The organism is Micromonospora arida (genome assembly GCF_003857035.1).
Classification (GTDB): Bacteria; Actinomycetota; Actinomycetes; order Mycobacteriales; family Micromonosporaceae; genus Micromonospora; species Micromonospora arida.
Window position 1 is genome coordinate 42,604 of record NZ_QGSY01000230.1, and the last position, 24,754, is coordinate 67,357.

Consider the following 24,754-nt stretch of genomic DNA (forward strand, 5'->3'; position numbering starts at 1 on the left):
ACCCCGATCATGGCACGCGGCGACGCACCTGGCCCCGATCCGGTGGGGCGTCCGGCTGACCGGGCAGCTGGCGACCCGCCGCCCGACGTTGGTGCACCAGCCGGGTCAGGTAGAGCAGCGCGGCGGCCAGGACCCCCATGTCATCCAGGTAGATCGGGTCCGGCAGAACATCGACCGGGAAGATCGTGTAGATCAGCGCCCCGTAGAAGGCGACCTTGCCGCCCGCGCCCAGCCCGGTCAGCAGCCGCCGGGTACGCACCACCCGCACCGCCAGCACCACGGCACCGACCAGTGTGGCGAGCGCCAGGATGCTGGCGATCACCACGAGGACCCACGCCTGTCGGGACATGCCGTCACGCTAACCCACCCGAGCCCGCGCGGCTCAGAACGCGGGCACCGTCGCACGGCCGCGCGCCGTCACCTTGTTCTCCCGGGTCTGCTCGACGTTCTCGCGGGGCTGCGCGCCGACGGGTCGGGCAACCTCGCTCAGCGGCAGCACCGACGCCGACTCGGCGACCCGTCGTCCGGTCGCGGCGTGCGCCTCCTCGCGCAGACTGCGAGCCGCGGCCACCGCCAACTCGGCCGCCCGCCACGCGGCCTGCTCCCGCTGGCGGGCTGCGGCGTGCCGGGCCGCCAGGTTGTCCCGGATCGCCCGCTGGAGCACCAGCTCCTGCTCGACCGGGTGCAGTCGCGGGTCCCAGCCGTCGCGGTGCGCGAAGACGTCGCTGAGCTGCTCCACCGACAGCTCCCGCCGCCAGTACGCATCCAACGCCGCCCGGTGCAGGTAGCGCTCGCGGTCCGCGTACTCGGCGGGGGTGCGTGCGGTGTGCGGCAGCGGCATCGCGGCCGCCGCGTCGAGCCGCCGTACGCCAGCCTCGGCCGGCTCGTACGCCAGCCAGGCTGCCTCGACCGCCTCCTGCGCGGCCACCCACTCCGCGCGGCGGCGTCGCACGGTGGTGGTCGCCCGCTCCGCGGCCACCGCGACCTCCTGCGCGTAGCGGCTCTGCTCCCGCTCCTCCTGCGCCTGCTCAAGTTGGCTCGGCATGGCGGCGCGGCGGATCCGGGAGCCCGGGTCGAAACGGAACCGGCCGGGCCGCAGGAGGAGAGCGGCGACGGCGACGGCTACCACCCCGAGCAGGCTCAGCCAGATGACGGCGGCCCGGGAGAGGTCTGGCAGGACGGCGGAGAGGATGGTTTGCATGATCAGCACCTCGCGGTCGAAGGCGGGTATCGACGGGGGCAGGAAGGCGCGGCAGCACCGGTCGGCCCGGTGGCGGGATGGTCCCGTCGACGGCGAACTCAGATGCCGTGCGGGATGATCAGCCGGGATCGGGCCCCGGGGATCGCCGGGCCTGGCTCAGCGGGCGGGCGGGCCGCGTCGTGCAGGAGAGCCACGGCCGGGATCGATGGCCGGGACGTGCACCGGGCCCGCCGCGACCGGACCGGTCACCGTGGCGGTATCGCGCGTGCCGGCCGGCGGGGCTTCAGCGGGCTGGGCGGCCCGCTGGTTGGCCGGGCCGGCGTCGGGGCGGACAATTGCCACCCGGCTGCTCACGGCACTGGGCCGCAGCTGCGTGGGGGCGGGCGGTGGGGTCGCGGCGAGAGCGGCACCGAGGCCGACCGCGAGCACCAGCGCGGTGACCGCCAGGCGGGTCAGATCCCGCAGTGACCGCAGCACAGCCCACCTGGCTGGGCGGACAGACGCTGCGGACGACACCCGACCAACCTATCGCCCGTCCTGGCCCATCGCAGCACGGCGAAGGACCGGGCGGGCGTGACCGCCACCACCCTGCGCACTGTGGACGGCGTCGGCCGGGGGCCGGGAACGGCAGTGCCCCCGACCGGATCGGGTCCGATCGGGGGCACCGTGCATCGTTGGGGTGGCACCGCCGGTGGGGTGGGCGTGCCGGCGACGGTCCGTGATCAGTCGCCGGTGCCGAGCACCCGGGGCGCTGCCTTCTCGTCGCCCTGCCACACCCTCTCGTCCTCGGTCAACCAGGTCAGCCGCTCGTCGGAGTCGTCGTCCTGCGCTCGACCCTGCCCGCCGAGCACACCAGGGCGGCCGCCGCCGGACCCCGGTCGGGCGTTGCCGCCGGTCATGGCCGGGCGTCCGCCGCTGCCACCGCGCTGGCCGTCGATGCTGCGCCCGACCCCGTTGGCGGCGCGGGTCTCCGCCGGGGCCGCACCACCGCCGGTCGGCCGAGCCGAGGCGGGGGCCGCGTTGCCCGAGCCCGCGAGCGCGCCGCTGCGCAACACCCCGCCGGCCGGTGACCCGCCCTGTGCTCCGTAGAGCAGGCCGGGACCGGTGCTCGCCGCAGCGGGCGCGCCGGCCGGCCCGGACAGCCCGACCAGCCCGGCGGCACCTCCGCCGAGCAGCGCGCCGCCGATCAGCGGGTCGGCTCCGGCGAGGGAGGTGCCGCCGTCAGCGATTTCGCTGCCGGCGCCGATCGGAGCGGTGACGACAGCCGGGCTGCCACCGGTGCCCGAGCCGACCTCGCCCGGAGTCGAACCGTCACCCGGCAGTTGGGCGACGCGGACGGGCGACGAGATGGTCGCGTCACCGGTGCGCCCGGTGTCAGCGCCGGTGTTGGGGCCGCCGGACACCCTGGCGATGGCCGAGACACTCTGTGGCGTCGTCGGGTCCTTGCGGGCGGTGCTCGGAGTATCCGGGTCGGGCGGGGGCGGTTCGACCACCCGGTCGTAGGCGGAGATCTCGTAACTGTTGGCCAGGCCGGCCACCAGCGTCACCATCCGCTGGTGGGCCTTCTCCTGCTCTGCCTTGTCCTGCTGGTGACCCGCGATGCCCCCGACGATCAGACCGGTCAGACCGAAGGCCGCGCCACCCTTGATCGCGCCGCCGATCGCCTTGTCGTTGTCGTCGGTCTCCTCCGGGCTCTCGGCCTGCTTGTGCGCGGCGCGCAGATGGTCGGCCATCATGGTCAACCCCTGCTTGACGCCGGCCATCCCTTCGCCCAACGCGTCGGTGTGGGCGACGATCAGGCTGAGTCGCCGATGGAACTCCCGACCCGCCGAACCCGTCCACGTGTTGGCGAGCTTGTCGAGGTCGCCGCTCAGATCCCGGCCGAGGCCGTCGAGGATGCCCTTGAGCTCGGCCCACTGGGTGGCCACGCCCTCGATCTGCTCCGGCTTGCCCGCCATCAGGCCGTCGTACAGCTGCTGGTGGCTGTCGCCCTGATAGCGCTGGGTGTATTCAGACACGCCCGTCCTCCTTCGTCTGAAACGCCCGTTCGACCGGGTTCAGCGCGGCGGTGACATCGTCGGAGTTGGCCGCGTTACGCGCCTCGGTGGTGCGGTAGTTGCTCAGGATCGTGCTGGTCGCCTGCTGTGCCGCCAGCACCGCCTGCCGGATCCGTTCGGCCTGGTCGACATAGGACTGATGCACCTCGCTGTAGCGACGCGCCTTGTCGGTGGCGTCGAAGAACGAGCCCAGGGCCGGAGGACGGCACTGCATCTCGGTGTTGAGCTTGCGCAGCACCGACTCGGCCTGGCTCAACCGCGACGCCAGGTGCTCGTGGAAGTCCTCAAGGGACAACAGGTCGACTTCCGTACGCCCGGCCATGGCAACATCCCCGTCGTTCTGGTTGACAACCGTCAGCGACATCCAGGTTAGTCCACCAGTGCGACTCCGGGCGACCCGCCGAAGCTGCTCAGCCGTCGGTGCCGGTCGATTCCGTGGACCCCCCGCCGGTCCCGCCGCTCGACGGGGTGCCACCGGCCGGACTCGACGGGGTCGACCCCGACGGTGGCGCGGCGGACGACGACCCCGACGGTGGCGCCGCGGACGGCGTGCCCGACGGCGGCGCCGCGGACGGTGAGCCCGACTTCGGCGCGGCCGACGGCGGTGCGGACGGTGCCGGCCCGTCGGGAGCGAAGACGGCGAACGCGTCCTCGCGGTCCAGAGTCGGCCCGGTCGGGATCAGTGCGAGCAGGGACCCGGGCACCGCCAACGGGGTGATCCCGCCGTAGCCGAGCACGTCCAGTGTCGCCGCCGAGCCGAGCGGATACCGGATGCCCTGCGGGCTGATCAGGTAGATCGTCGACCCGGCGGCGCCGGACCCGCTGGTCCCGGCACCGGGCGAGGCCTGCGCGATGACACCCTTGCCGCCGGGCAGCAGCACCGCCTCGGCGGTGCGTACGGCGTCGCGTCTGGTCTGGCGCACCGGCACCAGACCCGGATCGCTGTCGGTCAACTCGCTCGGCACGCGGTCGAAGACCTCCAGGGTGGTGGTCGGCGGGCCGCCCGAGCTGTCCTTGCGGTAGGTCGCGCACAGCGTGGTCTGACCGGGCTGGGCCGGGTACAGGGCGGGCATCGTCGGGGGCACCCCCTCCTCCTCGATCCGCCGCTCCTCGAACGCCTCGCTGGCCTGGTTCGGGGTGATGTCGGTGATCCGACCGCCGTTGCTGACGAGCAGCAGAGCGGTGATCTCACTGATCGAGACGAGAGCGTCCCGGGTCAGCACGTAGTGCCGCCCGGCGGCCTTGAACACCGAACCGACGTCGTGCGACTGCCCGGCCACCTTGCGACTGCTGGGCTCGCCCTCACCGGGCAGCGACGGCCGGCGCAGCGGTGGCCCGGCCGGCACGGCGTTGAGCAGTTGCTGCCCGACCTGGAGTCGCTCGGTGCCGGCCATCCGCAGCGCGGTGATCGTGCGGGACGGGTCGAGCAGTTGGAGTCGGGTGTTGTTGGTGACCAGGTACCGCTGGTCGTTCACCGAGACCAGCACCGCCCGGTCACCCAGCGGCGTGCCGCCGGGCAGGGCCCGGTCGATCACCAGTCGGGTGCTGGACCGCTGCCGGTCGACCGGGTCGGGCACGTCGCAGACCGACCAGGGCAGCCCGGTCAGCGACTTGCGGTCCGGCAGGGCGTCCGGTGCTCCGACGATGCCGACGGTGACGCCGCGGGGCCGGTCCCGCAGCGACGCCTGGGACATCGTCCGCACCTGGGCACTCGCGTCGTTCACGATGAGGCGCGCCGAGGTGTAGTTGAGCGTCGGGTGCAGCTTGCCCTCGATGAACACGTACGTCGCGCCGGTCTCCCGTTCGATGACCAGGGTCTGGTCGTCCAGCGGCGCCGCGCCACCGGTCAACTGGCCGTAGGCACCCACCCCGCCGAGCACGATGGCCGCGGTGAGGACACTGCCGAAGACGGCCATGCCGAGCCGTCGCATCGGCAGGTTGGTGGTCTCCGGATCGCCCGACAGCAAGGCGGAGACGATGCGGCGGGTGACGAAGCGGTACGCCTGCACCTGATCGCGGCGGGTCCGCATGACTTACCTCCGGCGGGGTGGATCCGCGACGATCAGGGTCGGGGTGCCGTCGCGGGCTTCCCTACGATAAGGGGCCGACGGTGGTTCCTTGGGACCACCGCTCGTGGCCGGCACCGGACCGACCCGGCGCAGAGCCGTACCGTGCAGGAGGGACAGTCAGCGATGACGCAGGTTCAGGCGCCACCCGCCCGAGCGGTCACGGACCCGGTGGACGTTCCGACCCGGCCGGCGCCCCCGGCCGAGCGGCCCGGCCGTGGACGGGTCGGCCCCGTGCTGGTCGGGCAGCTCGTCGTACTGGAGTTGTGCGTGGTCGGCGTCTGGGCCGCCACGGCCGGACCCAGCTGGGTGCTCGCCGCGGCGGGCACTGCGGCGCTGTTGGTCGTCCTGGCGGCGTTCGCCCGTCGCGGCGGCCGCTGGTGGTTCGAGGACCTGCTGCTGCGCCGACGGTTGCGGCGACGCGGTGAGCGGGCGTCGGCCGCGCTGGCCAGCGGTACGGCGACCGACCCGAGGTTGGCCGCGCTCGCCCCTGAGCTGAGCGTCATCGAGCTGACCGACCGAGGCACCCGGCTCGGAATCGGGCGTGACGACCAGGGTTGGTTCGCCGCCGTCGCCCTGCAGTCCGCGACCGGTGCGGCGGTCGGCTCCGTCGACGCCGCCGCGGTGGACCGCGCGCTGCGGGTGCTCGCGGACTTCAGCGCCCCGGTCTCCCGGGCCCAGGTCGTCGCGCACACGCTGGTCTGGTACCCGTCACCCGGTGCGCCGCCTGCGGCCCACCGGACCGTGTGGGTGGCGCTGCGGCTCACCGTTCGGGACGCCCGGGTCGAGGCGGTGAGCCGCGGCGGCGGGCTGACCGGCGTACACCGGACGGTGGCGGCCGGGATCGGCCGGCTCGGCAAGGCGCTGACTTCGGCGGGGCTGGCCCATCGTCCGTTGGGCCGGGAGGAGCTACGTGCGGCCATCGTCTCGGCCGCCGGTCTGGACCTGGTGCCCGAGGCGCCGGCGGAGAGTTGGAGTGGGTTGCGCGGCGGCGGCTGGACGCACCGCTGCATGGCTCTGCGGGGCCGCTTCGACGCGCCGCTCGGTCCGCTCGTGGACGCGATCACCGCGACCTCGGCGCCGTCGCACACGGTGGCCGTGACCGTCTCGTCGGACGGTCGGGTGGCGGCACCGCTGTTGCGGGTCGCGGCGATGGACAACCACGTCGAGGCCCTGGTCAAGGTGGTTCGTGAGGTCGCCGACCGGGTGGGCGCGTCGACCCGGCCGATGGACGGTCAGCATGCTCCGGGCGTCTACGCCACCGCTCCGGTCGCGTCGGCGCTGGGTGTCTCCACCGGTCCGCGGGCGCGCTGACCGGTGCGGCGGCGGTGCACGGTCAGGGTCGGAGGTTGACGATCCAGCCGTAGAGGCCGCAGACCCAGAAGGCGAGCGGCACCAGCGAGATGATGAGCAGGATCTCGGCGATGTCGAGCAGGCGGCCCCAGACCGGCGAGATGCGTTTGCCGGCGACGGTCAGACCATAGATCAGGCTGATCACCGCGGCGAGCACCAGACCGCCCAGGATCAGGCCGAGCCGGACCGCCAGCGACCCACCGGCGAAGGTGGTCGCGGCGGCCAGGCCCAGACCCACGGTTCCGGCCAGCAGCACCGGGGTGCGCTGCGAGCGGCCCAGGAGGGGGCGGGCCCGCAGCAGCGCCAGCAGGGCCAGCACCAGGCACAGCAGCACCGCGGGCAGGCGGCCGTCCAGAGCCAGCACGAGTTGCGCGCCCAGCACCAGCAGCGACACCGTCCACAGCAGGCCGGTCAGGAACTGGTCGGCGCGCTCACTCTGCTGGAGCACCTGCCGGCCGTCGACCGACTCGCTGTCGGTCTTCAGGTCCTCCGGACCGGTCGGGATCGACGGCACCGGCAGGCGAGCCAGCCGGTAGGCCATCATCGGCAGCGCCGGCACCACGCCGAACGCGACCGCCGCGACCACCGCGGCGGAGGCTGCCGCGTCGAGGCCGAGGACCAGGCAGAGCAGCGCGCCCAGGCCGGTCGCGGCCGCGACCCCGATCGCGGCGAAAAAGAGGGGATACCGGTCGCCGACGGCCAGCACGGCCACCGCGCCGGCCACCACCGCGGCGGTCGCCGCGAGCAGGACATGCGGACTGGCCAGGTCGGTCAGTGATCGATCGCCGGCGAGCAGCAGCAGGCCGCCGGTGGCCGCGTGCACCAGGCCGACCAGGGCCAGCACCGCGCCGATGCCGCTGTCACCGGCGGCCCTGGAGAGCACCGCCGCGCCCACCAGCAGCGCCACCGCGACCAGCAGCGCGGCCAGCGCGCCGGGCAGGTGCGGCGGACCGGCGAAGAGGGCGGCCAGCGCACCGGCGCCGAACGCCGCCGCCGCGAAGGCCACAGCGAAGGAGCGGGTCGCGCCGACCTGCCAGGCGCCAGGGCGCTGGTTGGTCGCGGTGGCGACCGCGTCCACCACGTCGTCGAAGACGATCTCCGGCGCGGCGTCGGACCGGGGGTTGAAGTAGAGCACCTCACCGTCCCGGACGCTGAGCTGCGCCGCGGTACGACCACCGTCGAGGGGCGCACCGCCCAACCGGGACAGTGCCCAGCCGCCGTGCCGAGCACCCTCGTCGGCCATGTCCTCACCGGCGTAGCGCAGCAGGGTGGGGAGCAGGTCGGCCAACGGCACATCCGACGGCAGCGCCAGATCCATCCGGGTACGCGGAGCCACGATGGTGATCCGGCTGAGACCACCGGTCGCCGTCTTCGTCGCCACAGTGGCCTCCAGGTGTGCGTCTGTGATCGGCTGGCGGGAATGCTGCGGTCCGGGTCCACCGCGCACACGGCAGATTACCTACGATGACGGCACGTACGATGCCCACCCGCGGGCGGTGTTCCGCGGGCCGCACGTCATCAGGGCCGCTTCTGGGGAGGAGACAGCCGTGAGCACGGTGGTGTTCCGCCGGCTCCCGCGTCAGCCGGGGCCGGCCTTACCGCGCGGCGAGGTGCTGCTGGAGTCGCCTCCCGAGCTGCCCGAGCCGACGCCCCGCGGGATGGGGCAGCTGCTCATGATCCTGCCGATGTTCTGCGGGGTCGGCGCCATGGCGTTCCTCTACGCCGGCAAGGGCGGCGGCATGATGACCTACGTCGCCGGTGGTCTGTTCGGTGTCTCGATGCTCGGCATGGCGATCGGCTCGCTGGCCAACAGCGGTGGCAAGGACAAGGCCGAGCTGAACGCCGACCGCCGTGACTACATGCGCTACCTGGCGCAGATGCGCAAGCGCACCCGGCGTGCCGCCGAGCAGCAGCGGGCCGCGATGGCCTGGCGGCACCCGGAGCCCGACGCGCTCTGGTCGATCGCCGCCTCCCGGCGACTCTGGGAGCGACGGATCACCGAGGACGACTTCGGCGAGACCCGGATCGCCCTCGGCCCGCAGCGGCTCGCCGTGGAGATCGTCCCACCGGAGACGAAGCCGGTGGAGGACCTGGAGCCGATGAGCGCCATCGCGCTTCGTCGGTTCGTCCGGGCACACTCCACGGTGCCCGACCTGCCCACGGCGCTGTCGGTGCGCGCGTTCAGCCGGGTGGTGCTGCGCGGCGACCGCGAACCGGTGCTCGACCTGACCCGGGCGGCGCTGGGGCAGCTGGCCACCTTCCACGCACCGGACGACCTGGTGATCGCGGTGGTCGCCGCACCCGACCGGCAGTCGTCCTGGGGCTGGGTGAAGTGGCTGCCACACGCCCACCACAGCGGTCGTACGGACGCGGCCGGCGCGCGCCGACTGGTCTTCGCCAGCCTGGCCGAGGCCGAGGCCTCGCTCGCCACCGAGCTGGGCGGGCGGCCCCGGTTCGCGCCGGAGGCCAAGCCGCTGACCACCGCCCCGCACCTGGTCGTGGTGATCGACGGCGGGGAGATCTCGCCGACCTGCCAGCTGGTTGGCCCGGGGCTGCTCGGCGCCACAGTGATCGACCTCTCCGGGACGGTGCCGCGCGACGCCGGCCGCTGGCTGCTCTGCCTCGACGTGAATGACGGAAGCTCACTCGACCTGGTCCGGGGCAGTTCGTCGTCGACGCTGGGTCGGCCCGACCGGCTCAGCGCCGAGGCCGCCGAAGGGCTGGCCCGACAGATCGCCCCCTTCCGGCTCTCCCAGCAGCAGACCGGCGGCGACGAGCCGCTGGCCCGCAGCACGGAGCTACCGGACCTGCTCGGCGTCGGTGACGCCGCGGCGGTGGACGTGCAGAACACCTGGCGCCCGCGTGGGCACCGGGACCGGCTGCGCATCCCGCTCGGCGTCGGACCGGACGGCAACGTGGTCGAGCTCGACTTCAAGGAGTCGGCGCACGAGGGCATGGGCCCGCACGGTCTGGTGATCGGTGCGACCGGCTCCGGCAAGAGCGAGCTGCTGCGTACGGTGGTGGCCGCGTTGGCGGTGACCCACTCGTCGGAGGAACTGAACTTCGTCCTGGTCGACTTCAAGGGCGGCGCGACCTTCGCCTCGCTTGAGGCGCTGCCGCACACCAGCGCGGTGATCACCAACCTGGCCGACGAGCTGCCGTTGGTCGACCGGATGCGCGACGCGCTCGCCGGCGAGATGGTGCGACGGCAGGAGCTGCTGCGGGCGGCCGGCAACTACGTCTCCCGCTTCGAGTACGAGAAGGCGCGCTCGGCCGGTGAGCCGCTGGCGCCGATGCCGAGCTTGTTGATCATCTGTGACGAGTTCAGCGAACTGCTCGCCGCCAAACCGGACTTCATCGACCTGTTCGTGATGATCGGCCGGTTGGGTCGGTCCCTCGGCGTGCACCTGCTGCTGGCCAGCCAGCGCCTCGAAGAGGGCAAGCTGCGGGGCCTCGACACGCATTTGTCGTACCGGATCGGTCTGCGCACGTTCTCCGCGGTGGAGAGCCGGATCGTGCTCGGCGTACCGGACGCGTACGAGCTGCCGAACGCGCCGGGCCACGGCTACCTGAAGACGGACACCAGCACCATGCTGCGGTTCCGGGCCGCGTACGTGTCGGGTGCGTACCGGGCGCCGGGGCAGCAGGCCTCCGCCTCGCAGGCGCTGGTGCAGCGCCGGATCGTGCCGTACGGTCTCGACTTCGTTCCGGTGCAGGTCCCGCAGGTGCCGGTGGCCACCGCCCCGGAGCCGGAGCAGCCGGCCGACGGCAAGGCCGTGGCGATGCTCGACGTGCTGATCGACCAGCTCAAGGGTCGGGGCCGCCCGGCCCACCAGGTGTGGTTGCCGCCGCTGGCCGATCCGCCGGGCCTGGGTGAGCTGCTCGGTCCGCTGGCGGTGGACCCGACCTACGGGTTGTGCACCGCTTCCTGGCCTGGGCGTGGGCGACTGACCGTGCCGGTCGGCGTGGTGGACCGCCCCTACGAGCAGCGTCGGGACCCGATGATGGTCGAGCTGGCGGGGGCCGGCGGCAACGTGGTCATCGTCGGTCGGTCGATGAGTGGCAAGAGCACGATGCTGCGTACGTTGCTGGCCTCGTTGGCGCTCACGCACACGCCGCGGGAGGTGCAGTTCTTCTGCCTGGACTTCGGCGGGGGCGCGCTGCGCAGCATGGAGCGGTTGCCGCACCTGGCCGGGGTGGCGGGTCGGCGCGACGTCGAGGCGGTCCGTCGGACGGTGGCCGAGGTGGTCGCAGTTCTCGACGAGCGGGAGGCTCGTTTCGCCCAGCACGGCATCGACTCGGTGGCGAGTTACCGCCGTCGCCGTGCCGCCGGCGAGTTCGCCGACGACCCGTTCGGCGACGTGTTCCTGGTGGTGGACGGGTGGAACACCCTGCGCCAGGAGTACGAGGAGTTGGAGCAGACCATCACCACGTTGGCCAACCGGGGCCTCGGCTTCGGTGTGCACGTGGTGCTCACCGCCGTACGGTGGGCGGAGATCCGGATCAACATGCGGGATCTGCTCGGCACCAAGTTGGAGCTGCGCCTCGGCGACGCGTCGGAGTCCGAGATCGACCGTCGGGCGGCGAACAACGTGCCGGAGAAGTCCCCCGGTCGTGGCCTGACCCGGGACAAGCTGCACTTCCTCACCGCGATCTCGCGGATCGACGGCCGTCGTGACATCGACGACCTGAGCGAGGCCTCGCTGTCCCTGGCCGGGCACGTGGCGGCGAACTGGCCGGGTCGCCCGGCGCCGAAGGTGCGGTTGCTGCCGCGCCGGCTGCCGGTGGCGGAGCTGGCCCGGATCATCGACCGGTCGGCACCCGGTCTCCCGATCGGCGTCAACGAGTCGGCACTCGCGCCGGTCTACCTGGACCTGGCCAACGAGCCGCACCTGACGGTCTTCGGCGACGCGGAGTGCGGCAAGACCAACCTGCTGCGCCTGATCGCCCGGGGGATCACCGAGCGGTACACGCCGGCGCAGGCCCGGCTGGTGATCGCCGACTACCGGCGTGGCCTGCTGGGGGCGGTGGAGGGTGACCACCTGCTCGACTACGCCCCGTCGAACCAGGCGTTCGCCCAGGGGCTCGGGTCGATCCGCAGCGCGCTGTCCAACCGACTGCCCGGCCCGGACGTGACGACCGCCCAGCTGCGTGATCGGAGCTGGTGGAAGGGTCCGGACCTCTACATCCTGGTGGACGACTACGACCTGGTGGCCTCGGGCGGCAGCAACCCGCTGAGCGCCCTGCACGAGCTGTTGCCGCAGGCCCGCGACATCGGTCTGCACCTGATCGTCACGCGCCGGGTCGGTGGTGTGTCCAGGGCGCTCTACGAGCCGGTGCTGCAACGGCTTCGCGAGTTGGACTCGCCGGGCCTGCTGATGTCCGGCAACCGGGAGGAGGGCGCGGTCTTCGGCACGTTGCGGCCGAGCCCGCAACCGCCCGGCCGGGGCACCCTGGTTCGCCGTCGTGATGGCCAGCAGCTGATCCAGACCGCCTGGTCCGAGCCAACCTGAGCGCGGTCGGTCGTTCGGTAGGGGGTGGTGGGCCGTTCCGGCCCGATTCACCACCATCCATCGAACGTCACGGGTCAGGGCTGCGAGGGCTGGACACGTTCCGCTACGGTCTTCACAGGAGTGTCCGTCGGTGGGGTGTTGCTGCCTTGCCGCGGGGGAGGATGCGGCGAAGCCGCCACCACAACAGACGGAAGGGTGTGAAGCATGGCGTTCGAGGTCGAAGCTGCGACTCTGCATACCGCCGCGAGTGACGTGCGGTCCACGCGCAGCGAGGTCGACGGCGAGCTGAAGAAGCTGTGGAACGTGGTCGACGACCTGGCCATCGCGTGGAAGGGTCAGGCGTCCACGGGCTTCCAGTCGCTGATGACGCGCTGGAACGAGGACACCGTCAAACTGCTGACGGCGATGGACAGCATCGCTGACCTGCTCGACAAGTCGGGTACGACGCACCAGGTCAACGACGAAGAGCAGCAGCAGATGCTGGACAAGTTCCACTCTGCTCTCAACCCGTGATCCGTAGCCGGCAGAGGAGGAAAACGTGACGATCAAAGTTGACTATGCGGTCCTCGAGAGCAGCAACCAGCAGATGCAGGCCATCTCGAAGACCCTCGAGGAAAAGCTTGACACGCTGCGGTCGATGCTGACCAAGCTGCACTGGGACGGCGAGGACCGGGTTGCCTACGAGCAGCACCAGGCGAAGTGGGACGCGGCGGTCCGGGACATCAACCGGATCCTGAACGAGATCGGCGGTGCCGTGGGCATCGCCCGCGAAAACTACCTCACCACGGAGATGAGCAACTCCAAGGTGTGGAGCTGAGGCATTCGCACTGGCGGCTCCGGTCCGGTTCGCCCGGCCCGGAGCCGCTCTGTGTCTGGCGTTGGCGGGCGTAGGCGTCGGCACCGGGCTGCGGTGCGCCGCTCAGCCGCCAGTTGGGGCGTCGGTGCGTCGGCCGGGGCGCCAGTCGCGTCGGCGGCCAAGGGCCATGATCGGTCGCGCGACCAGCAGCAGCCCGGCGAGCAGTGCGCCGATGACCGCCGCCCAGATCGCGGTGGGGCGCTGCCAGCTCAGCGGGTCGTCTCGCACGGCGGGCGCCGGGAGCGTGCCGGCCGGCGGGTTCGCCCGGGTGCCGAGCAGGCTCGACACCGCCCGGTACGGGTTGACCGTCCCGTGGCCGATGTCGGCGTTCTGGCCCTCGGGTGGGTTGTCCGCGGTGCGTTCCAGCCGATCTGCTACCTGCTGCGGGTCGAGACTGGGGTAGGCGGCCCGGACCAGCGCGGCCACTCCTGACACGTACGCGGCGGCGTAGCTGGTGCCACCCTCCGGCACGGTGCGGTAGCCGTTGTTTCCGGGCGCCGGCCCGACGATGTTCATCCCGGGTGCGGCGATGTCGACGTAGTCGCCGCTGATCGAGGTGCCGACGTGGCCGCCCTGCTCGTCCACCCCGCCGACCGCGATCACCCCGGGGTACGCGGCCGGGTAACCCGGCAGGTTCTGCGAATCTTCCGACCGGTTGCCCGCGGCGGCGACCAGCACCACTCCTTTGGCCAGCGCGCGCTCGACGGCCTCCGTCAGTTCGGGGCGGGGAATTGTGGTCAGGGACAGGTTGATCACGTCAGCGCCCTGCGCGACCGCCCAGTCGATGGCCGCGGCGATCTGCGCGGGGAGCTGCGGGTTGTTGACCGCGCCGAGTTGCTGCAGAACCCGGATCGGCAGGATGCGGGCGGCCGGGGCGATGCCACTGAAGGGGACGGCAGTGCCCTCCCGGCCCGCGATGATGCCGGCGATCAGCGTGCCGTGCCCGGCCTCGTCGCACTGGCCCTGTCGGGCCGGCAGGCCGTTGAAGTCGCGACCCTCGAGCACCTGCCCCTTGAGGAGCGGGTGGGCGGCGGAGACTCCGGAGTCGATCACGGCCACCGTGACCCCGGCACCCCGGGACAGCGGCCACGCCGAGGACGGCTCCAGCCGGCGGAGCGCCCACGGCATCTGGGTCAGGCTGTCGGTGCCGGTGGGACCGCAGAGGGGCGGCGCGGCGCTCGCGGGGGAGGGTGCCACCAGGCCGGCGCCGAGCAGGACCGCCAGCGTTCCACTGAGGACGCCGCGAAGGACACGGCGAGACGGGGTCGCGCTCAACGGCGGGCATTCGCGCACCTGCAAAGGTTACCGCCGTGACCGTCGGTCAGCGGCCCCCGGTGACCAGGGTCAGGCCTGGGGCTCTGTCTTCGCGGTGGAAGCGTCGGCGAACAGCGCGAGCAGGTCGCCGACCTGCCGGTCGGCCTCGGCGGGGTGCCGGAACCGGCCGGCCGGGTTGAGGGTGTACTCGTTGCGTCGTCCGACCCGGGTGCGGTGCAGGTAACCGCCCGCCTCCAGGTCGGCGACGATCGCCTGCGCAGCCCGTTCGGTCACCCCGACCTCGGCGGCGACGTCGCGCAGCCGGGCGGTCGGGTCGCGGCCGATGGCCAGCAGGACGTGCCCGTGATTGGTGAGGAACGTCCAGTTCCGCCCGCCGCCGGTGTCGTCCGTCACCGTGCTCGCCATCGTGTGACCGCCTTTCCGGATGTCCGCCTGCCTTTGCGAGAGTCTGGTCCGCCCTGCCCCGGGAAGAATGCCCAGGGGGTGGCCGAAGTCAACGTATGAAATCTAAATCACGCATACCTTGACGCATCTTACGGTGCGTGTGACGGTGGAGCACGAGCCAGCGCCCGCCGCCCGGTCGGCGGAAAGCCGGCTTGACCAGGTCAGATGCGTCGAGACGAGGTGCGGGATGAGTCATACCGGGAGCTCCGGCATTCAGCCGGGCCCGCAGCGGACCACCGACCTGGCAACCCCGCTCAGCGAGCCGACCCGGGCGTACGCCGAGCTGGTCGCCGGCAACCGGCGCTTCGTCGACGGCGCTCCCCGCCACCCCAACCAGGACGCCGGGCACCGGGCTGCCGTCGCCGACGGGCAACACCCGTTCGCGGTGATCGTCGGCTGCTCCGACTCGCGACTGGCCGCCGAGATCATCTTTGACCGGGGCCTGGGCGACCTGTTCGTGGTTCGCACCGCCGGGCACACCGCCGGCCCCGAGGTGCTCGGCAGCGTCGAATACGCGGTGACCGTCCTCGGCACCCCGCTGGTGGTGGTGCTCGGCCACGACTCGTGCGGTGCGGTGCAGGCCGCCCGGGAGTCCGCCGCGACCGGTACCGCGCCGAGTGGCCATCTGCGCGCGGTGGTCGACGCCGTGCTGCCCAGCCTGCGCCGGGCCGCGTCCGAGGGCGTGGACGACATCGACGGCATCGTCGACATCCACATCGCCCAGACCGTCGAGACGTTGCTCGGGCAGTCGCCCGTGCTGGCCGACTCGGTGGCGCGGGGGCGGTGCGCGGTGGTGGGGGTGTCCTACCGGCTGGCCGCCGGAGCGGTGCGCCCGGTGGCCGCCGTACCGGCCGACCTCGCGACGTTGGAGACCCCGGCCGGATCGCCCGAGTCGACCGACCCGGCCGCGGCTGCCGCAGTCTGACGCGACGAGGGCCGCTCCGCGTCACGCGGAACGGCCCTCGACGGGGATCGTGCGGGTCAGAGCAGCGACATGTGGACGTGGTCGGTGTGGTTCGACGGCCCGCTGTACGAACTCCAGCCGGTGGCCGGGAACCAGATCTGCCGGTTCCAGATCACGTAGTAGATGCCGAGCCGGTCGGCGTTACGGATGAGGAACGCGGCGACGTTGTTGCCGTACGTCCGGGTGTCGTTGTTGTGCCACGGGGAGAACCCGCTCTTCTGTAGCGACCAGTCGCAGGCGCGGCCCTTCGGGTGCTCCCACGGCCCGCCGGGGCGGTAGCAGCCGACGAACCGGTTGAAGCCGGCCGCCTTGACCTCCTTGTACGCGTGCAGCGTGCGCGGAGTGATGCAGCCGGACGTGGTGGGGTCGTTCTCGCTGCACGACTGAGGCTTCCAGTCACCGTCGGCCGTGCGACCCGGGCCGATCTTCGCGACCTTGGAGGTGGCATCCACGAGGCCGCCGGTGAAACCCTTGCCGCCGACGAGGGAGAGCGCCTTGTCGGCCTCGCTCTTGCGCTTGGCCATCAGGGCGGTCTGCTTCTGCTGCTCGCGGACCTCGGTGTCGAGGGCCAGCTTGGCCTGCTCAGCGCGGGCCTTCACCTCGTTGACCTCGGAGAGCTTCTTCTCGTTGACCATGTTCATCTCGTCGAGCATCCCGGCGCGCTGGACGAACGAGTCGGGCGCGTCGCTCTCCAGCAGCATCGCGACCGCGCCGATCCGGCCGGTCCGGTACGCCTGGGCGGCGATCTGCCCGACCTGCGGGGCCAACGCGTCCAGGTCGGCCTTGGCCCGGTTGACCTCCGCGGCCAACTCGTCCTGCCGCTTCTTGGATTTGTCCAGCTTGGACTTCGCGGCGGAGTAGTCACGGTTGGCCTGCTCGATGACGTCGTTGAGCAGCTTGGGCTCGCCGTCCTCCTCGTGCCCGGACGGTGTGGGGGTCGTCGGGGCGGCGTGCGCTGGGAGCGGCCCGGCGAGCACGGTCAGTGCGGCGATCACGGCCACCACGGGTGTCATCCAGCGGCGTAGGGGTGCCGTCACAATGTTCCCTTCCGTCGACCGCCGACCGGGTTAGCTGACGGGTTCGGGGCGGAAGTGGCCCCTACCGCTGATGCGGATTCACCCCAGGTACCTGGGTCCCCGGCTCGCCGGTTGGCGATTGGGCGGTGGCACCGCAGGCGCCGCTTCGCGCCTTCATCGGTAACCGGCAGCGAGGTTACCCGAGAGTCGGCCGGGTGAGCTACGCCTGGATGCCGACCAAAAGCGTCATTTCGCCATAGCGTTGAGTGACCAGTGACGCGGTTCTCAGGGTGGATGCCCGATCTGGTCACGCTGAGGAGTGTCACCATGCCGTATCCGTGCTCCTGTTCGACTTCGGCCACCGGTCGGTGGCCTGGGATGGGGGTGCGGTCCGCGTCCGGTCCGGCTCGTCGGAGCCGGTCGTTCGCGGTGAGCTGAGTGCGGCCAGTGCCTCGCTGCGGTCCGGCTGGGGCCGGGGCGCTGGAGCGTCGGTGGACGCCGTGGCATTGGTGCGCCCGGCGGCGGTGACCACTGCGGCCAGCCCGGTGGTGAGCGGAACGGCGGCGATCAGGCCGAGGGTGGCGACCGCGCTGCGGACGATCTCCTGCGCGAGGAACTCACTGGTGAGGATCTGCCCGATCGGCCGCGAGTCGGCGGTGAGCAGGAGCAGCAGGGGCAGTGACGCGCCCGCGTACGCCAGCACGATGGTGTTGACAGTGGAGGCGATGTGCGCGCGGCCGACCCGGGTGGCGGCACGGTACAGCTGCAACCGGGTCAGCCCGGGGTTGGCGTTCGCCAGTTCGGTGACGGTGGCCGCCTGGGTGACCGTCACGTCGTCGAGCACCCCGAGCGATCCGATGATGATCCCGGCGAGCAGCAGACCGTGCAGGTCCACATCGCCCTGGAACATCGACAGGGTGGTGGCGTCCTCGCTGCCGAAGCCGGTGAGGTGGGTCGCGGCCGTGGCGATGGTGGCGAGCACGCCGGTCAGCACCAGGCTGCCCAGGGTGCCCAGCACCGCGACCGAGGTCTGTGCGGTGACCCCGTGGGTCAGATAGAGCACCACGAACATGATCAGGGCCGCGCCGACCACCGCCACCAGCAGCGGTGACCTGCCGGCGCTGATTCCCGGCAGCACGAAGGTGAGCAGGATGGCGAAGCTGGCGGCCAGCCCGGCGAGCGCGGCCAGACCTCGCCACCGACCGAACGCGACGATCGCGGCCGCGAAGACCACCGCCAGCCACACCATCGGGGTGCCGCGTTGGTGCTCGGCGATGTTCCAGTTGCTGGTGGTGGGATCGGTCGGGTCGGCCAGCTCGACCAGGATGACCTCGTCGCCGACCTCGACCCGGGGTGCGCCGGGTCCGTCGGGCACCGGAGTCCGTACCTGCTGGCCGGCGGTCGGCCCGTCGTCCACCCGGACGTCGACAGTGCCGCACCGCCCGTCGCCGACCCTCGGTGTGCCCTCGGGAACCGACGGCACCGACGGGCACGGCTCGCTCACCACCCGGGTGACAGTGCCGGGGTAGCGCGGCACGTCCGCACCACCGTCGGTCTGCGGTGACCCGCCGCGCGGCCAGAGCAGCGCCGCGGCCAGCACTGTGGCGACGAAGAGGGGTACCACCGTCACGACGAGGATCCGTCGCACCCGTGGTGGGGCGGACGGAGCGGGGTGAGTGTGGCCGGAACCCAAAGCGAGACTCCCAACGGTCCGGTGCGGGATACGGGTCAACGGGCCGGGCGGTTCACCAATGCGGTGGAAACGCGGCGGACGGCGGGGCGGATCGCTGCCCGACGACCGCTTGATCACGGACGGTCAGTGCTCGGCCCGGTCGGCCGGGGGCGACGCCACGACGTGGCGGCGCCGGTGCCCGACTGTGCAGCGGCATTCGGAGGGCCATCGTGGGAGATGCTAGCCAGCCCTCCCGGGGGTTGCAGGTCGTGGCGGAGTGTCGGGCGGCCGAACCACTCGCGCGGCGGTCTCCGGGGCGGCATGTTGGAGTCATGCCCGCTTCGTCACCGCCCGATCCAGACCGATCGCGACGCGCCGAATCCATGCCGCACGACAAGCACGCCGGGCACGACGAGCACGCCGGGCACGACGAGCACGCCGGGCACGACGAGCACGCCGGGCACGACGAGCACGCCGGGCACGACAAGCACGCCGGGCACGATCCGGCGATGTTCCGTCGCCGGTTCTGGGTCTGCCTGGTGTTGACCATCCCGGTGGTGCTGACGAGTCGTCTCGTGTCGGATCAGCTGGGCCTGGCCGGGGACGGCAGCGTCCCCGGTCAGGCCTGGGTGGGGCCGGTGCTCGGCTCGGTGGTGTTCTGGTGGGGTGGGTGGCCGTTCCTGGTCGGTGCGGTTCGGGAGGTGCGGGACCGGGCGCCCGGGATGGTGCTGCTGGTCGCGATGGCGATCACCGTCGCGTACGGCGCGTCCCTGGCGACCAGCGTCGGCGCCTTCGACCTGGACTTCTGGTGGGAGTTGGCCGCGCTGGTCACCATCATGCTGCTCGGGCACTGGCAGGAGATGAAGGCCATCGGGCAGGCCAGGGGAGCACTGGCGGCGCTGGCCGCGCTGTTGCCGGACGAGGCCGAACGGGTGGCGGCGGACGGGCGGGTCGAGGCGGTGCCGGTGACCGGTTTGCGGATCGGCGACGTGGTGCTGGTTCGGCCGGGGGGTCGGGTGCCGGCGGACGGCCGGGTCGTCGAGGGCGGCGCCGAGCTGGACGAGTCGATGATCACCGGGGAGTCGCGGCCGGTCGCCCGGTCGACGGGCGACCGGCTGGTGGCCGGCACCGTCGCCACCGACTCGGCGATCCGGGTGCGCGTCGAGGCGTTGGGTGAGCAGACCGCCCTTGCCGGCATCCAGCGGATGGTCGCGCAGGCCCAGGCTTCCGGTGGCCGGGCCCAACTGTTGGCCGACCGGTTCGCCGCCGCGCTGTTCTACCTGGCGACCGGCACCGCCGTGCTGACCGTGCTGGTCTGGACCGCGCTCGGTCAGCCGGACGAGGCGGTGGTCCGTGCGGTCACCGTCCTGGTGATCGCCTGCCCGCATGCGCTGGGTCTCGCCATCCCGCTGGTGGTCGCGCTCTCCACCGCGCTCGCCGCACGGTCCGGGATCCTGGTCAAGGACCGGTTGGCCCTGGAGCGGATGCGGACCGTCGGCGCGGTGCTCTTCGACAAGACCGGCACGCTGACCCGGGGCGAGCACGGGGTGACCGACCTGGTGACGGCGTCCGGCGTCGAGCGGGACGAGGTGCTGCGGCTCGCGGCCGGTGTCGAGTCGGACAGCGAACATCCGTTGGCCCGGGCGATCGTGGCGGCGGCCGGGCGCGCCGGTCCGGCCCGGGCCGCCGGGTTCCGGTCGCTGCCGGGCCGCGGTGTGAAAGCGACAATCGACGGTAGGGAGTACGCGGTGGGCGGGCCGGCGCTGCTGCGGGAGCTGGGCCTTCCGCTCCCGGCGGAGCTGGAGGCCGCGACCGGGCGGTGGTCGGCGCGGGGTGCCGCAGTGTTGCACCTGGTGCGGCTGCCGGACGCCGTGCTCGGTGCGTTCGCGTTGACCGACGAGGTGCGTCCGGAGGCCCGGCGCGCCGTCGACGAGTTGCGTGCCGAGGGTGTCCGCACCATCGCCATGATCACCGGTGATGCCCGGTCGGTCGCCGAGGCGGTCGCCGCCGACCTCGGCTTCCGACCTGGCGTCGACGAGGTCTTCGCCGAGGTGCTGCCGGCGGAGAAGGACGACCGGGTGGCCGAGCTCCAGCGGCGGGGGTTGGTCGTTGCGATGGTCGGTGACGGGGTGAACGACGCGCCGGCGCTGGCCCGGGCGGACGTGGGCATCGCGATCGGCGCGGGCACCGATGTGGCCATCGAGTCCGCCGGGGTGGTGCTGGCATCCTCGGACCCGCGCGGGGTGGGGGCCGTGGTCCGGCTGTCCCGGGCGTCGTACCGGAAGATGCGGCAGAACCTGGCCTGGGCGGCTGGCTACAACGTGGTGGCGCTGCCGCTGGCCGCCGGGGTGCTGGCCTGGGCCGGTGTGGCGTTGAGCCCGGCGGTGGCCGCGGTGCTGATGTCGGCGTCCACCATCGTGGTGGCGCTCAACGCGCAGTTGCTGCGCCGGGTCCGTCTCGACCCCGCGCCGGACTGAGCGCGCTCAGCCGCGCTTCATGAGCCGGCCGACCGCCGCCATCATCTCGGTGGCCATCTCGTCGGCCCGACCCTCGGCGGCGCCCTCGTGCATGCAGTGCCGGGCGTGCCCGTCGAGCAGCCCGAGGGCCACCTTGTCGAGTGCGGCCTGGATGGCGGAGATCTGGGTGAGCACGTCGATGCAGTAGCGGTCGTCGTCGACCATCTTCTCGATGCCGCGGACCTGCCCCTCGACGCGGCGGAGCCGCGTGAGCAGCTGGTCCTTGCTGGCGGTGTACCCGCGGATCGGGGTGGGTGCGGTCATGTGAACCAGGATAGCGTACCCCTGGGGGGTATGGTACGGTCGTCTTCGGGTGGGATACCCCCACCGGGTACCGGTACCGAGAAGGAGACGATCCAATGGTCGACACGACGTACCAGGTGCAGGGCATGACCTGTGGGCACTGCGTCAGCGCGGTGAGCGCCGAGGTCGGCGCGATCCCGGGCGTGCAGGACGTCCAGGTCGACCTCGCGGCCGGCCGGGTCACCGTCAGCAGCGACCAGCCACTGGACCTGGGAGTTGTCCGGGCTGCCGTCGACGAGGCCGGCTACGACCTCGTCGACGCGTGATCGGAGGGCGGGCATGCGCACCGTGACGAGACTGGCCGGGTTCGCCGTGGGCCTCGCGGCGGTCTTCGGCACGACGTACGGGATCGGCCGGGTGGTCGACCGCGCCCCGGTGGTCGAGGGCCGGCACGACGGCGACGCCGCCCATGCGACGGGCGAGCACGACGAGACGGCCGACCGGCTCCCCGGCGGCCTGCTCGTCTCCGACCGGGGCTACACCCTCGAACCGGTCGACGCCCCGGCCGACGAGTTCGCCTTCCGGATCGCCGGTCCGGACGGTCAACCGGTCACCCGGTACGACGTGGCGCACGACAAGCAGATGCACCTGATCGTCGCCCGGCGGGACCTCTCCGGCTTCCGCCACGTGCACCCCGAGCTGGCCCCGGACGGCACCTGGCGGGTCGACACCCCGCTGGCCGGCCCCGGGCAGTGGCGGGCGTTCGCCGACTTCACCCCGACCGGGGGTGAGTCGCTGACCCTCGGCGTGGACGTGACCGTCCCCGGCGAGTTGACCGAACGGCCCTTGCCCGCCCCGGCGACCAGCACCACCGTCGACGGCTACACGGTCACGTTGACCGGTGCGCCGCAGCCCGGCCGCACGTCGTCGCTGACCCTGACCGTCAGCCGGGACGGGCAGCCGGTCACCGACCTGGAGCCCTACCTGGGCGCGTACGGGCATCTGGTGGCACTACGGCGGGGTGATCTGGCGTACCTGCACGTGCACCCGGACGGAACGCCCGGCGATGGGCGCACCCGGCCCGGTCCGGCCGTCACCTTCCTCGCCGAGGTGCCCTCGGCCGGCAGCTACCGGCTCTACCTCGACTTCCAGCACGGCGGGCGGGTGCACACCGCCGAGTTCACAGTGGTCGCCGGCGCTACCCCGACCGGAGTCGCCCCCACCCCGACCGGAGTCGCCCCCACCCCGAGCGGACCCGCGCCGACCGGCGGGGCCGACCACGGCACCCCCGGGCACGGACACAACTGACGGGACCAGACGATGACCACCACCAGCAGACCGCTGCCCGAGGCACCGAACCGGATCGAACTGGCGATCAGCGGGATGACCTGCGCCGCGTGCGCCGCCAGGATCGAGAAGAAGCTCAACCGGATGGACGGGGTGAGCGCCACCGTCAACTACGCCACCGAGAAGGCGACCGTCCGGTACGCCGACGGCGTCACGCCGGACGACCTGATCGGGACCGTGCAGAAGACCGGTTACACCGCGGCGCTGCCGGCCCCTCCCAGCGCGGAACCCCCGGTGGACCCGTTGCGGGGACCGCGTACCCGGCTCTGGGTGTCGGTGGCCCTGAGCGTGCCGGTGGTCCTGCTGGCCATGGTCCCGGCCTGGCAGTTCGACTACTGGCAATGGTTGTCGCTGACCCTGGCCGCTCCGGTGGTGGTGTGGGGTGGGCTGCCGTTCCACCGGGCCGCCTGGACCAACCTGCGGCACGGTGCGGCCACCATGGACACCCTGGTGTCGCTCGGCACCCTGGCCGCGTTCGGCTGGTCGCTCTGGGCACTCTTCCTCGGTGACGCGGGGATGCCCGGCATGACGCACCCGTTCCGCTTCGACATCACCCGGACCGACGGCGCCGGCAACATCTACCTGGAGGCGGCCGCCGGGGTCACAGTGTTCATCCTGGCCGGTCGCTACTTCGAGGCCCGGTCCAAGCGGACTGCCGGCGCGGCCCTGCGCGCCCTGCTCGACCTCGGCGCCAAGGACGTGACGGTGCTGCGTGACGGCGTGGAGACCCTGATCCCCGTGGACCGGCTCGCCGTCGGTGACCGGTTCGTGGTCCGCCCCGGGGAGAAGATCGCCACCGACGGAGTGGTCGACGAGGGCACCTCCGCGGTCGACGCCAGCATGCTCACCGGTGAGTCGGTGCCGGTCGAGGTCGCCCCTGGTGACGGCGTGGTCGGCGCCACGATCAACGCGGGCGGGCGGCTGATCGTCACCGCCACCCGGGTCGGTGCGGACACCCAGCTCTCCCGGATGGCCGACCTGGTGGAGCAGGCGCAGAGCGGCAAGGCGGCGGTGCAGCGGCTGGCGGACCGGATCTCCGGCGTCTTCGTGCCGATCGTCATCACCCTCGCCATGGGGACGCTGGGCTGGTGGCTCGGCACCGGGGCCGGTCCGACCGCCGCGTTCACCGCCGCCGTGGCCGTGCTGATCATCGCCTGTCCGTGCGCGCTCGGCCTGGCCACCCCGACGGCGCTGCTGGTCGGCACCGGTCGGGGCGCCCAGCTCGGCGTGCTGATCAAGGGCCCGGAGGTGCTGGAGTCGACCCGCCGGGTGGACACGGTCGTCCTCGACAAGACCGGCACCGTGACGACCGGCCGGATGACACTGGTCGACGCGGTGCCGGCGAGCGGTGTGGACCGGGCCGAGCTGCTCCGGCTCGCCGGGGCGGTGGAGGCCGCCTCCGAGCACCCGATCGCCCGTGCGGTCGCGGCGGCTGCCACCGAGGCGGGCGCCCTACCCCCGGTGACCGCCTTCGGCAACCTCGAAGGGCTTGGGGTGACCGGCACTGTCGACGGCCGGGCCGTGCTGGTCGGCCGGGTCCGGCTGCTGCGCGAGCGCGAGATCGACGTACCGCCGGAGGTCGAGTGGGCCGTGCGCGACGCGGAGGACGCCGGCCGTACGGCGATCGTCGCCGGCTGGGACGGACGGGCCCGGGGCGTGCTCACGGTCGCCGACGTGGTCCGGCCGACCAGCCGGGCGGCGGTGGCTCGGCTGCGCGGGCTGGGGCTGACCCCGGTCCTGCTGACCGGGGACAACACCACAGTGGCTCGCGCGGTCGCCGCCGAGGTGGGCGTCGACGAGGTGATCGCCGAGGTGCTGCCGGCCGGGAAGGTCGACGTGATCAAGCGGCTCCAGGCCGAGGGGCGGTCGGTGGCGATGGTCGGTGACGGGGTCAACGACGCCCCGGCGCTGGCCCAGGCCGACCTGGGGCTGGCCATGGGCACCGGCGCCGACGTGGCGATCGAGGCGGCCGACCTCACCCTCGTCCGGGGCGACCTGGACGCGGCGGTGGACGCCATCCGGTTGTCCCGACGCACGCTCGGCATCATCCGGGGCAACCTGTTCTGGGCGTTCGGCTACAACGTGGCGGCCCTGCCGTTGGCCGCCGCCGGGCTGCTCAACCCGATGATCGCCGGCGCCACCATGGCGCTGTCCTCGGTCTTCGTGGTGGCCAACAGCCTGCGGCTGCGTCGCTTCCGTCCGGCCGCTGCCGATCTGTGACGACGGTAATG

Annotated in this window: 21 protein-coding genes and 1 riboswitch; of the genes, 9 read left to right on the top strand and 12 right to left on the bottom strand. The window is 72.6% G+C overall.

Going from position 1 to position 24,754, the window contains the following annotated elements; translation table 11 throughout:
* Positions 1-7 precede the first annotated feature (7 nt).
* The 6 genes from DLJ58_RS22995 to eccB form a co-directional block, all read right to left on the bottom strand.
* The gene (locus DLJ58_RS22995) at positions 8-349 is read right to left on the bottom strand and encodes a YkvA family protein (protein WP_124859157.1); all 342 of its coding nucleotides are present in this window, start codon (positions 347-349) and stop codon (positions 8-10) included.
* Positions 350-382: 33 nt separating this feature from the next.
* Complete coding sequence (locus DLJ58_RS23000) at positions 383-1,201, bottom strand: hypothetical protein (RefSeq protein ID WP_124859159.1); 819 nt, start codon at positions 1,199-1,201, stop codon at positions 383-385.
* Between the two features lie 156 nt (positions 1,202-1,357).
* Positions 1,358-1,678 carry a hypothetical protein gene (locus DLJ58_RS23005; RefSeq protein ID WP_124859161.1) on the bottom strand — a complete coding sequence of 107 codons (321 nt, stop codon included), beginning with the start codon at positions 1,676-1,678 and terminating at the stop codon, positions 1,358-1,360.
* A gap of 245 nt (positions 1,679-1,923) precedes the next feature.
* Positions 1,924-3,219 carry a WXG100 family type VII secretion target gene (locus DLJ58_RS23010; RefSeq protein WP_124859163.1) on the bottom strand — a complete coding sequence of 432 codons (1,296 nt, stop codon included), beginning with the start codon at positions 3,217-3,219 and terminating at the stop codon, positions 1,924-1,926.
* Entirely contained in the window at positions 3,212-3,622 is a 411-nt protein-coding gene (locus DLJ58_RS23015; RefSeq protein WP_244219087.1) for a hypothetical protein, read from the bottom strand. The genes DLJ58_RS23010 and DLJ58_RS23015 overlap by 8 nt, the downstream gene beginning before the upstream one ends.
* Positions 3,623-3,668: 46 nt before the next feature.
* A complete protein-coding gene (gene eccB, locus DLJ58_RS23020) occupies positions 3,669-5,288 on the bottom strand; it encodes a type VII secretion protein EccB (protein ID WP_124859165.1) in 1,620 nt (539 codons plus the stop codon).
* A gap of 162 nt (positions 5,289-5,450) precedes the next feature.
* Here eccB and DLJ58_RS23025 point away from each other — a divergent pair, with 162 nt between their 5' ends.
* Positions 5,451-6,638: a type VII secretion protein EccE gene (locus tag DLJ58_RS23025; RefSeq protein WP_124859167.1), complete on the top strand. Its 1,188-nt coding sequence runs from the start codon at positions 5,451-5,453 to the stop codon at positions 6,636-6,638.
* Positions 6,639-6,660: 22 nt separating this feature from the next.
* On the opposite strand, the gene eccD is transcribed toward DLJ58_RS23025, so the two are convergent.
* Positions 6,661-8,058: a type VII secretion integral membrane protein EccD gene (eccD, locus tag DLJ58_RS23030; protein WP_124859169.1), complete on the bottom strand. Its 1,398-nt coding sequence runs from the start codon at positions 8,056-8,058 to the stop codon at positions 6,661-6,663.
* A 166-nt stretch (positions 8,059-8,224) separates the two neighbouring features.
* Between eccD and eccCa the strand changes: the two genes are divergently transcribed.
* The 3 genes from eccCa (at position 8,225) to DLJ58_RS23045 (ending at position 13,007) form a co-directional block, all read left to right on the top strand.
* Entirely contained in the window at positions 8,225-12,190 is a 3,966-nt protein-coding gene (eccCa, locus tag DLJ58_RS23035) for a type VII secretion protein EccCa (protein ID WP_124859171.1), read from the top strand.
* A gap of 204 nt (positions 12,191-12,394) precedes the next feature.
* Positions 12,395-12,703 carry a WXG100 family type VII secretion target gene (locus DLJ58_RS23040; RefSeq protein ID WP_030329557.1) on the top strand — a complete coding sequence of 103 codons (309 nt, stop codon included), beginning with the start codon at positions 12,395-12,397 and terminating at the stop codon, positions 12,701-12,703.
* Between the two features lie 25 nt (positions 12,704-12,728).
* Complete coding sequence (locus DLJ58_RS23045) at positions 12,729-13,007, top strand: WXG100 family type VII secretion target (RefSeq protein ID WP_030329555.1); 279 nt, start codon at positions 12,729-12,731, stop codon at positions 13,005-13,007.
* Between the two features lie 102 nt (positions 13,008-13,109).
* Here DLJ58_RS23045 and mycP read toward each other — a convergent pair whose 3' ends face one another.
* Together mycP and DLJ58_RS23055 are read right to left on the bottom strand one after the other, a co-directional pair.
* Positions 13,110-14,339 (bottom strand): type VII secretion-associated serine protease mycosin, encoded by a 1,230-nt coding sequence (gene mycP, locus DLJ58_RS23050; protein WP_244219088.1) that lies wholly within the window; start codon positions 14,337-14,339, stop codon positions 13,110-13,112.
* 51 nt (positions 14,340-14,390) lie between these two features.
* Complete coding sequence (locus DLJ58_RS23055; protein WP_124859173.1) at positions 14,391-14,726, bottom strand: helix-turn-helix transcriptional regulator; 336 nt, start codon at positions 14,724-14,726, stop codon at positions 14,391-14,393.
* A gap of 226 nt (positions 14,727-14,952) precedes the next feature.
* Between DLJ58_RS23055 and DLJ58_RS23060 the strand changes: the two genes are divergently transcribed.
* Complete coding sequence (locus DLJ58_RS23060; RefSeq protein WP_124859175.1) at positions 14,953-15,690, top strand: carbonic anhydrase; 738 nt, start codon at positions 14,953-14,955, stop codon at positions 15,688-15,690.
* A 56-nt stretch (positions 15,691-15,746) separates the two neighbouring features.
* Here the strand turns inward: DLJ58_RS23060 and DLJ58_RS23065 are convergent, their stop codons facing one another.
* Positions 15,747-16,766, bottom strand: a complete 1,020-nt coding sequence (locus DLJ58_RS23065) for a coiled-coil domain-containing protein (RefSeq protein WP_124859177.1) — start codon at positions 16,764-16,766, stop codon at positions 15,747-15,749.
* Between the two features lie 4 nt (positions 16,767-16,770).
* Positions 16,771-16,901, bottom strand: a riboswitch (cyclic di-AMP (ydaO/yuaA leader).
* Between the two features lie 166 nt (positions 16,902-17,067).
* Positions 17,068-18,438, bottom strand: coding sequence for a YibE/F family protein (locus DLJ58_RS23070; RefSeq protein ID WP_124859178.1), 1,371 nt, complete (start codon positions 18,436-18,438; stop codon positions 17,068-17,070).
* A 362-nt stretch (positions 18,439-18,800) separates the two neighbouring features.
* Between DLJ58_RS23070 and DLJ58_RS23075 the strand changes: the two genes are divergently transcribed.
* The gene (locus DLJ58_RS23075; protein WP_124859179.1) at positions 18,801-20,894 is read left to right on the top strand and encodes a heavy metal translocating P-type ATPase; all 2,094 of its coding nucleotides are present in this window, start codon (positions 18,801-18,803) and stop codon (positions 20,892-20,894) included.
* A 6-nt stretch (positions 20,895-20,900) separates the two neighbouring features.
* Here DLJ58_RS23075 and DLJ58_RS23080 read toward each other — a convergent pair whose 3' ends face one another.
* On the bottom strand, positions 20,901-21,197 hold the full coding sequence (locus DLJ58_RS23080) for a metal-sensitive transcriptional regulator (RefSeq protein ID WP_088951268.1): 297 nt from the start codon (positions 21,195-21,197) through the stop codon (positions 20,901-20,903).
* A gap of 95 nt (positions 21,198-21,292) precedes the next feature.
* On the opposite strand from DLJ58_RS23080, the gene DLJ58_RS23085 reads away from it, so the two are divergent.
* Genes DLJ58_RS23085 through DLJ58_RS23095 form a run of 3 tightly spaced genes read left to right on the top strand, consistent with a single transcriptional unit; the run spans position 21,293 to position 24,743 of the window.
* Complete coding sequence (locus tag DLJ58_RS23085; RefSeq protein ID WP_124859181.1) at positions 21,293-21,502, top strand: heavy-metal-associated domain-containing protein; 210 nt, start codon at positions 21,293-21,295, stop codon at positions 21,500-21,502.
* Between the two features lie 13 nt (positions 21,503-21,515).
* Positions 21,516-22,484 (top strand): hypothetical protein, encoded by a 969-nt coding sequence (locus DLJ58_RS23090; RefSeq protein ID WP_124859183.1) that lies wholly within the window; start codon positions 21,516-21,518, stop codon positions 22,482-22,484.
* Between the two features lie 12 nt (positions 22,485-22,496).
* On the top strand, positions 22,497-24,743 hold the full coding sequence (locus DLJ58_RS23095) for a heavy metal translocating P-type ATPase (RefSeq protein WP_124859185.1): 2,247 nt from the start codon (positions 22,497-22,499) through the stop codon (positions 24,741-24,743).
* The last annotated feature ends 11 nt before the right edge of the window (positions 24,744-24,754 follow it).

Coding starts and splice junctions, on each gene's coding strand:
- eccB (WP_124859165.1), bottom strand. CDS start 5,288: ATGCGGACCCGCCGCGATCAGGTGCAGGCGTACCGCTTCGTCACCCGC.
- DLJ58_RS23015 (WP_244219087.1), bottom strand. CDS start 3,622: ATGTCGCTGACGGTTGTCAACCAGAACGACGGGGATGTTGCCATGGCC.
- DLJ58_RS23000 (WP_124859159.1), bottom strand. CDS start 1,201: ATGCAAACCATCCTCTCCGCCGTCCTGCCAGACCTCTCCCGGGCCGCC.
- DLJ58_RS23060 (WP_124859175.1), top strand. CDS start 14,953: ATGAGTCATACCGGGAGCTCCGGCATTCAGCCGGGCCCGCAGCGGACC.
- DLJ58_RS23095 (WP_124859185.1), top strand. CDS start 22,497: ATGACCACCACCAGCAGACCGCTGCCCGAGGCACCGAACCGGATCGAA.
- DLJ58_RS23055 (WP_124859173.1), bottom strand. CDS start 14,726: ATGGCGAGCACGGTGACGGACGACACCGGCGGCGGGCGGAACTGGACG.
- DLJ58_RS23090 (WP_124859183.1), top strand. CDS start 21,516: ATGCGCACCGTGACGAGACTGGCCGGGTTCGCCGTGGGCCTCGCGGCG.
- DLJ58_RS23075 (WP_124859179.1), top strand. CDS start 18,801: ATGCCGCACGACAAGCACGCCGGGCACGACGAGCACGCCGGGCACGAC.
- DLJ58_RS23040 (WP_030329557.1), top strand. CDS start 12,395: ATGGCGTTCGAGGTCGAAGCTGCGACTCTGCATACCGCCGCGAGTGAC.
- DLJ58_RS23085 (WP_124859181.1), top strand. CDS start 21,293: ATGGTCGACACGACGTACCAGGTGCAGGGCATGACCTGTGGGCACTGC.
- DLJ58_RS23025 (WP_124859167.1), top strand. CDS start 5,451: ATGACGCAGGTTCAGGCGCCACCCGCCCGAGCGGTCACGGACCCGGTG.
- DLJ58_RS23080 (WP_088951268.1), bottom strand. CDS start 21,197: ATGACCGCACCCACCCCGATCCGCGGGTACACCGCCAGCAAGGACCAG.
- DLJ58_RS22995 (WP_124859157.1), bottom strand. CDS start 349: ATGTCCCGACAGGCGTGGGTCCTCGTGGTGATCGCCAGCATCCTGGCG.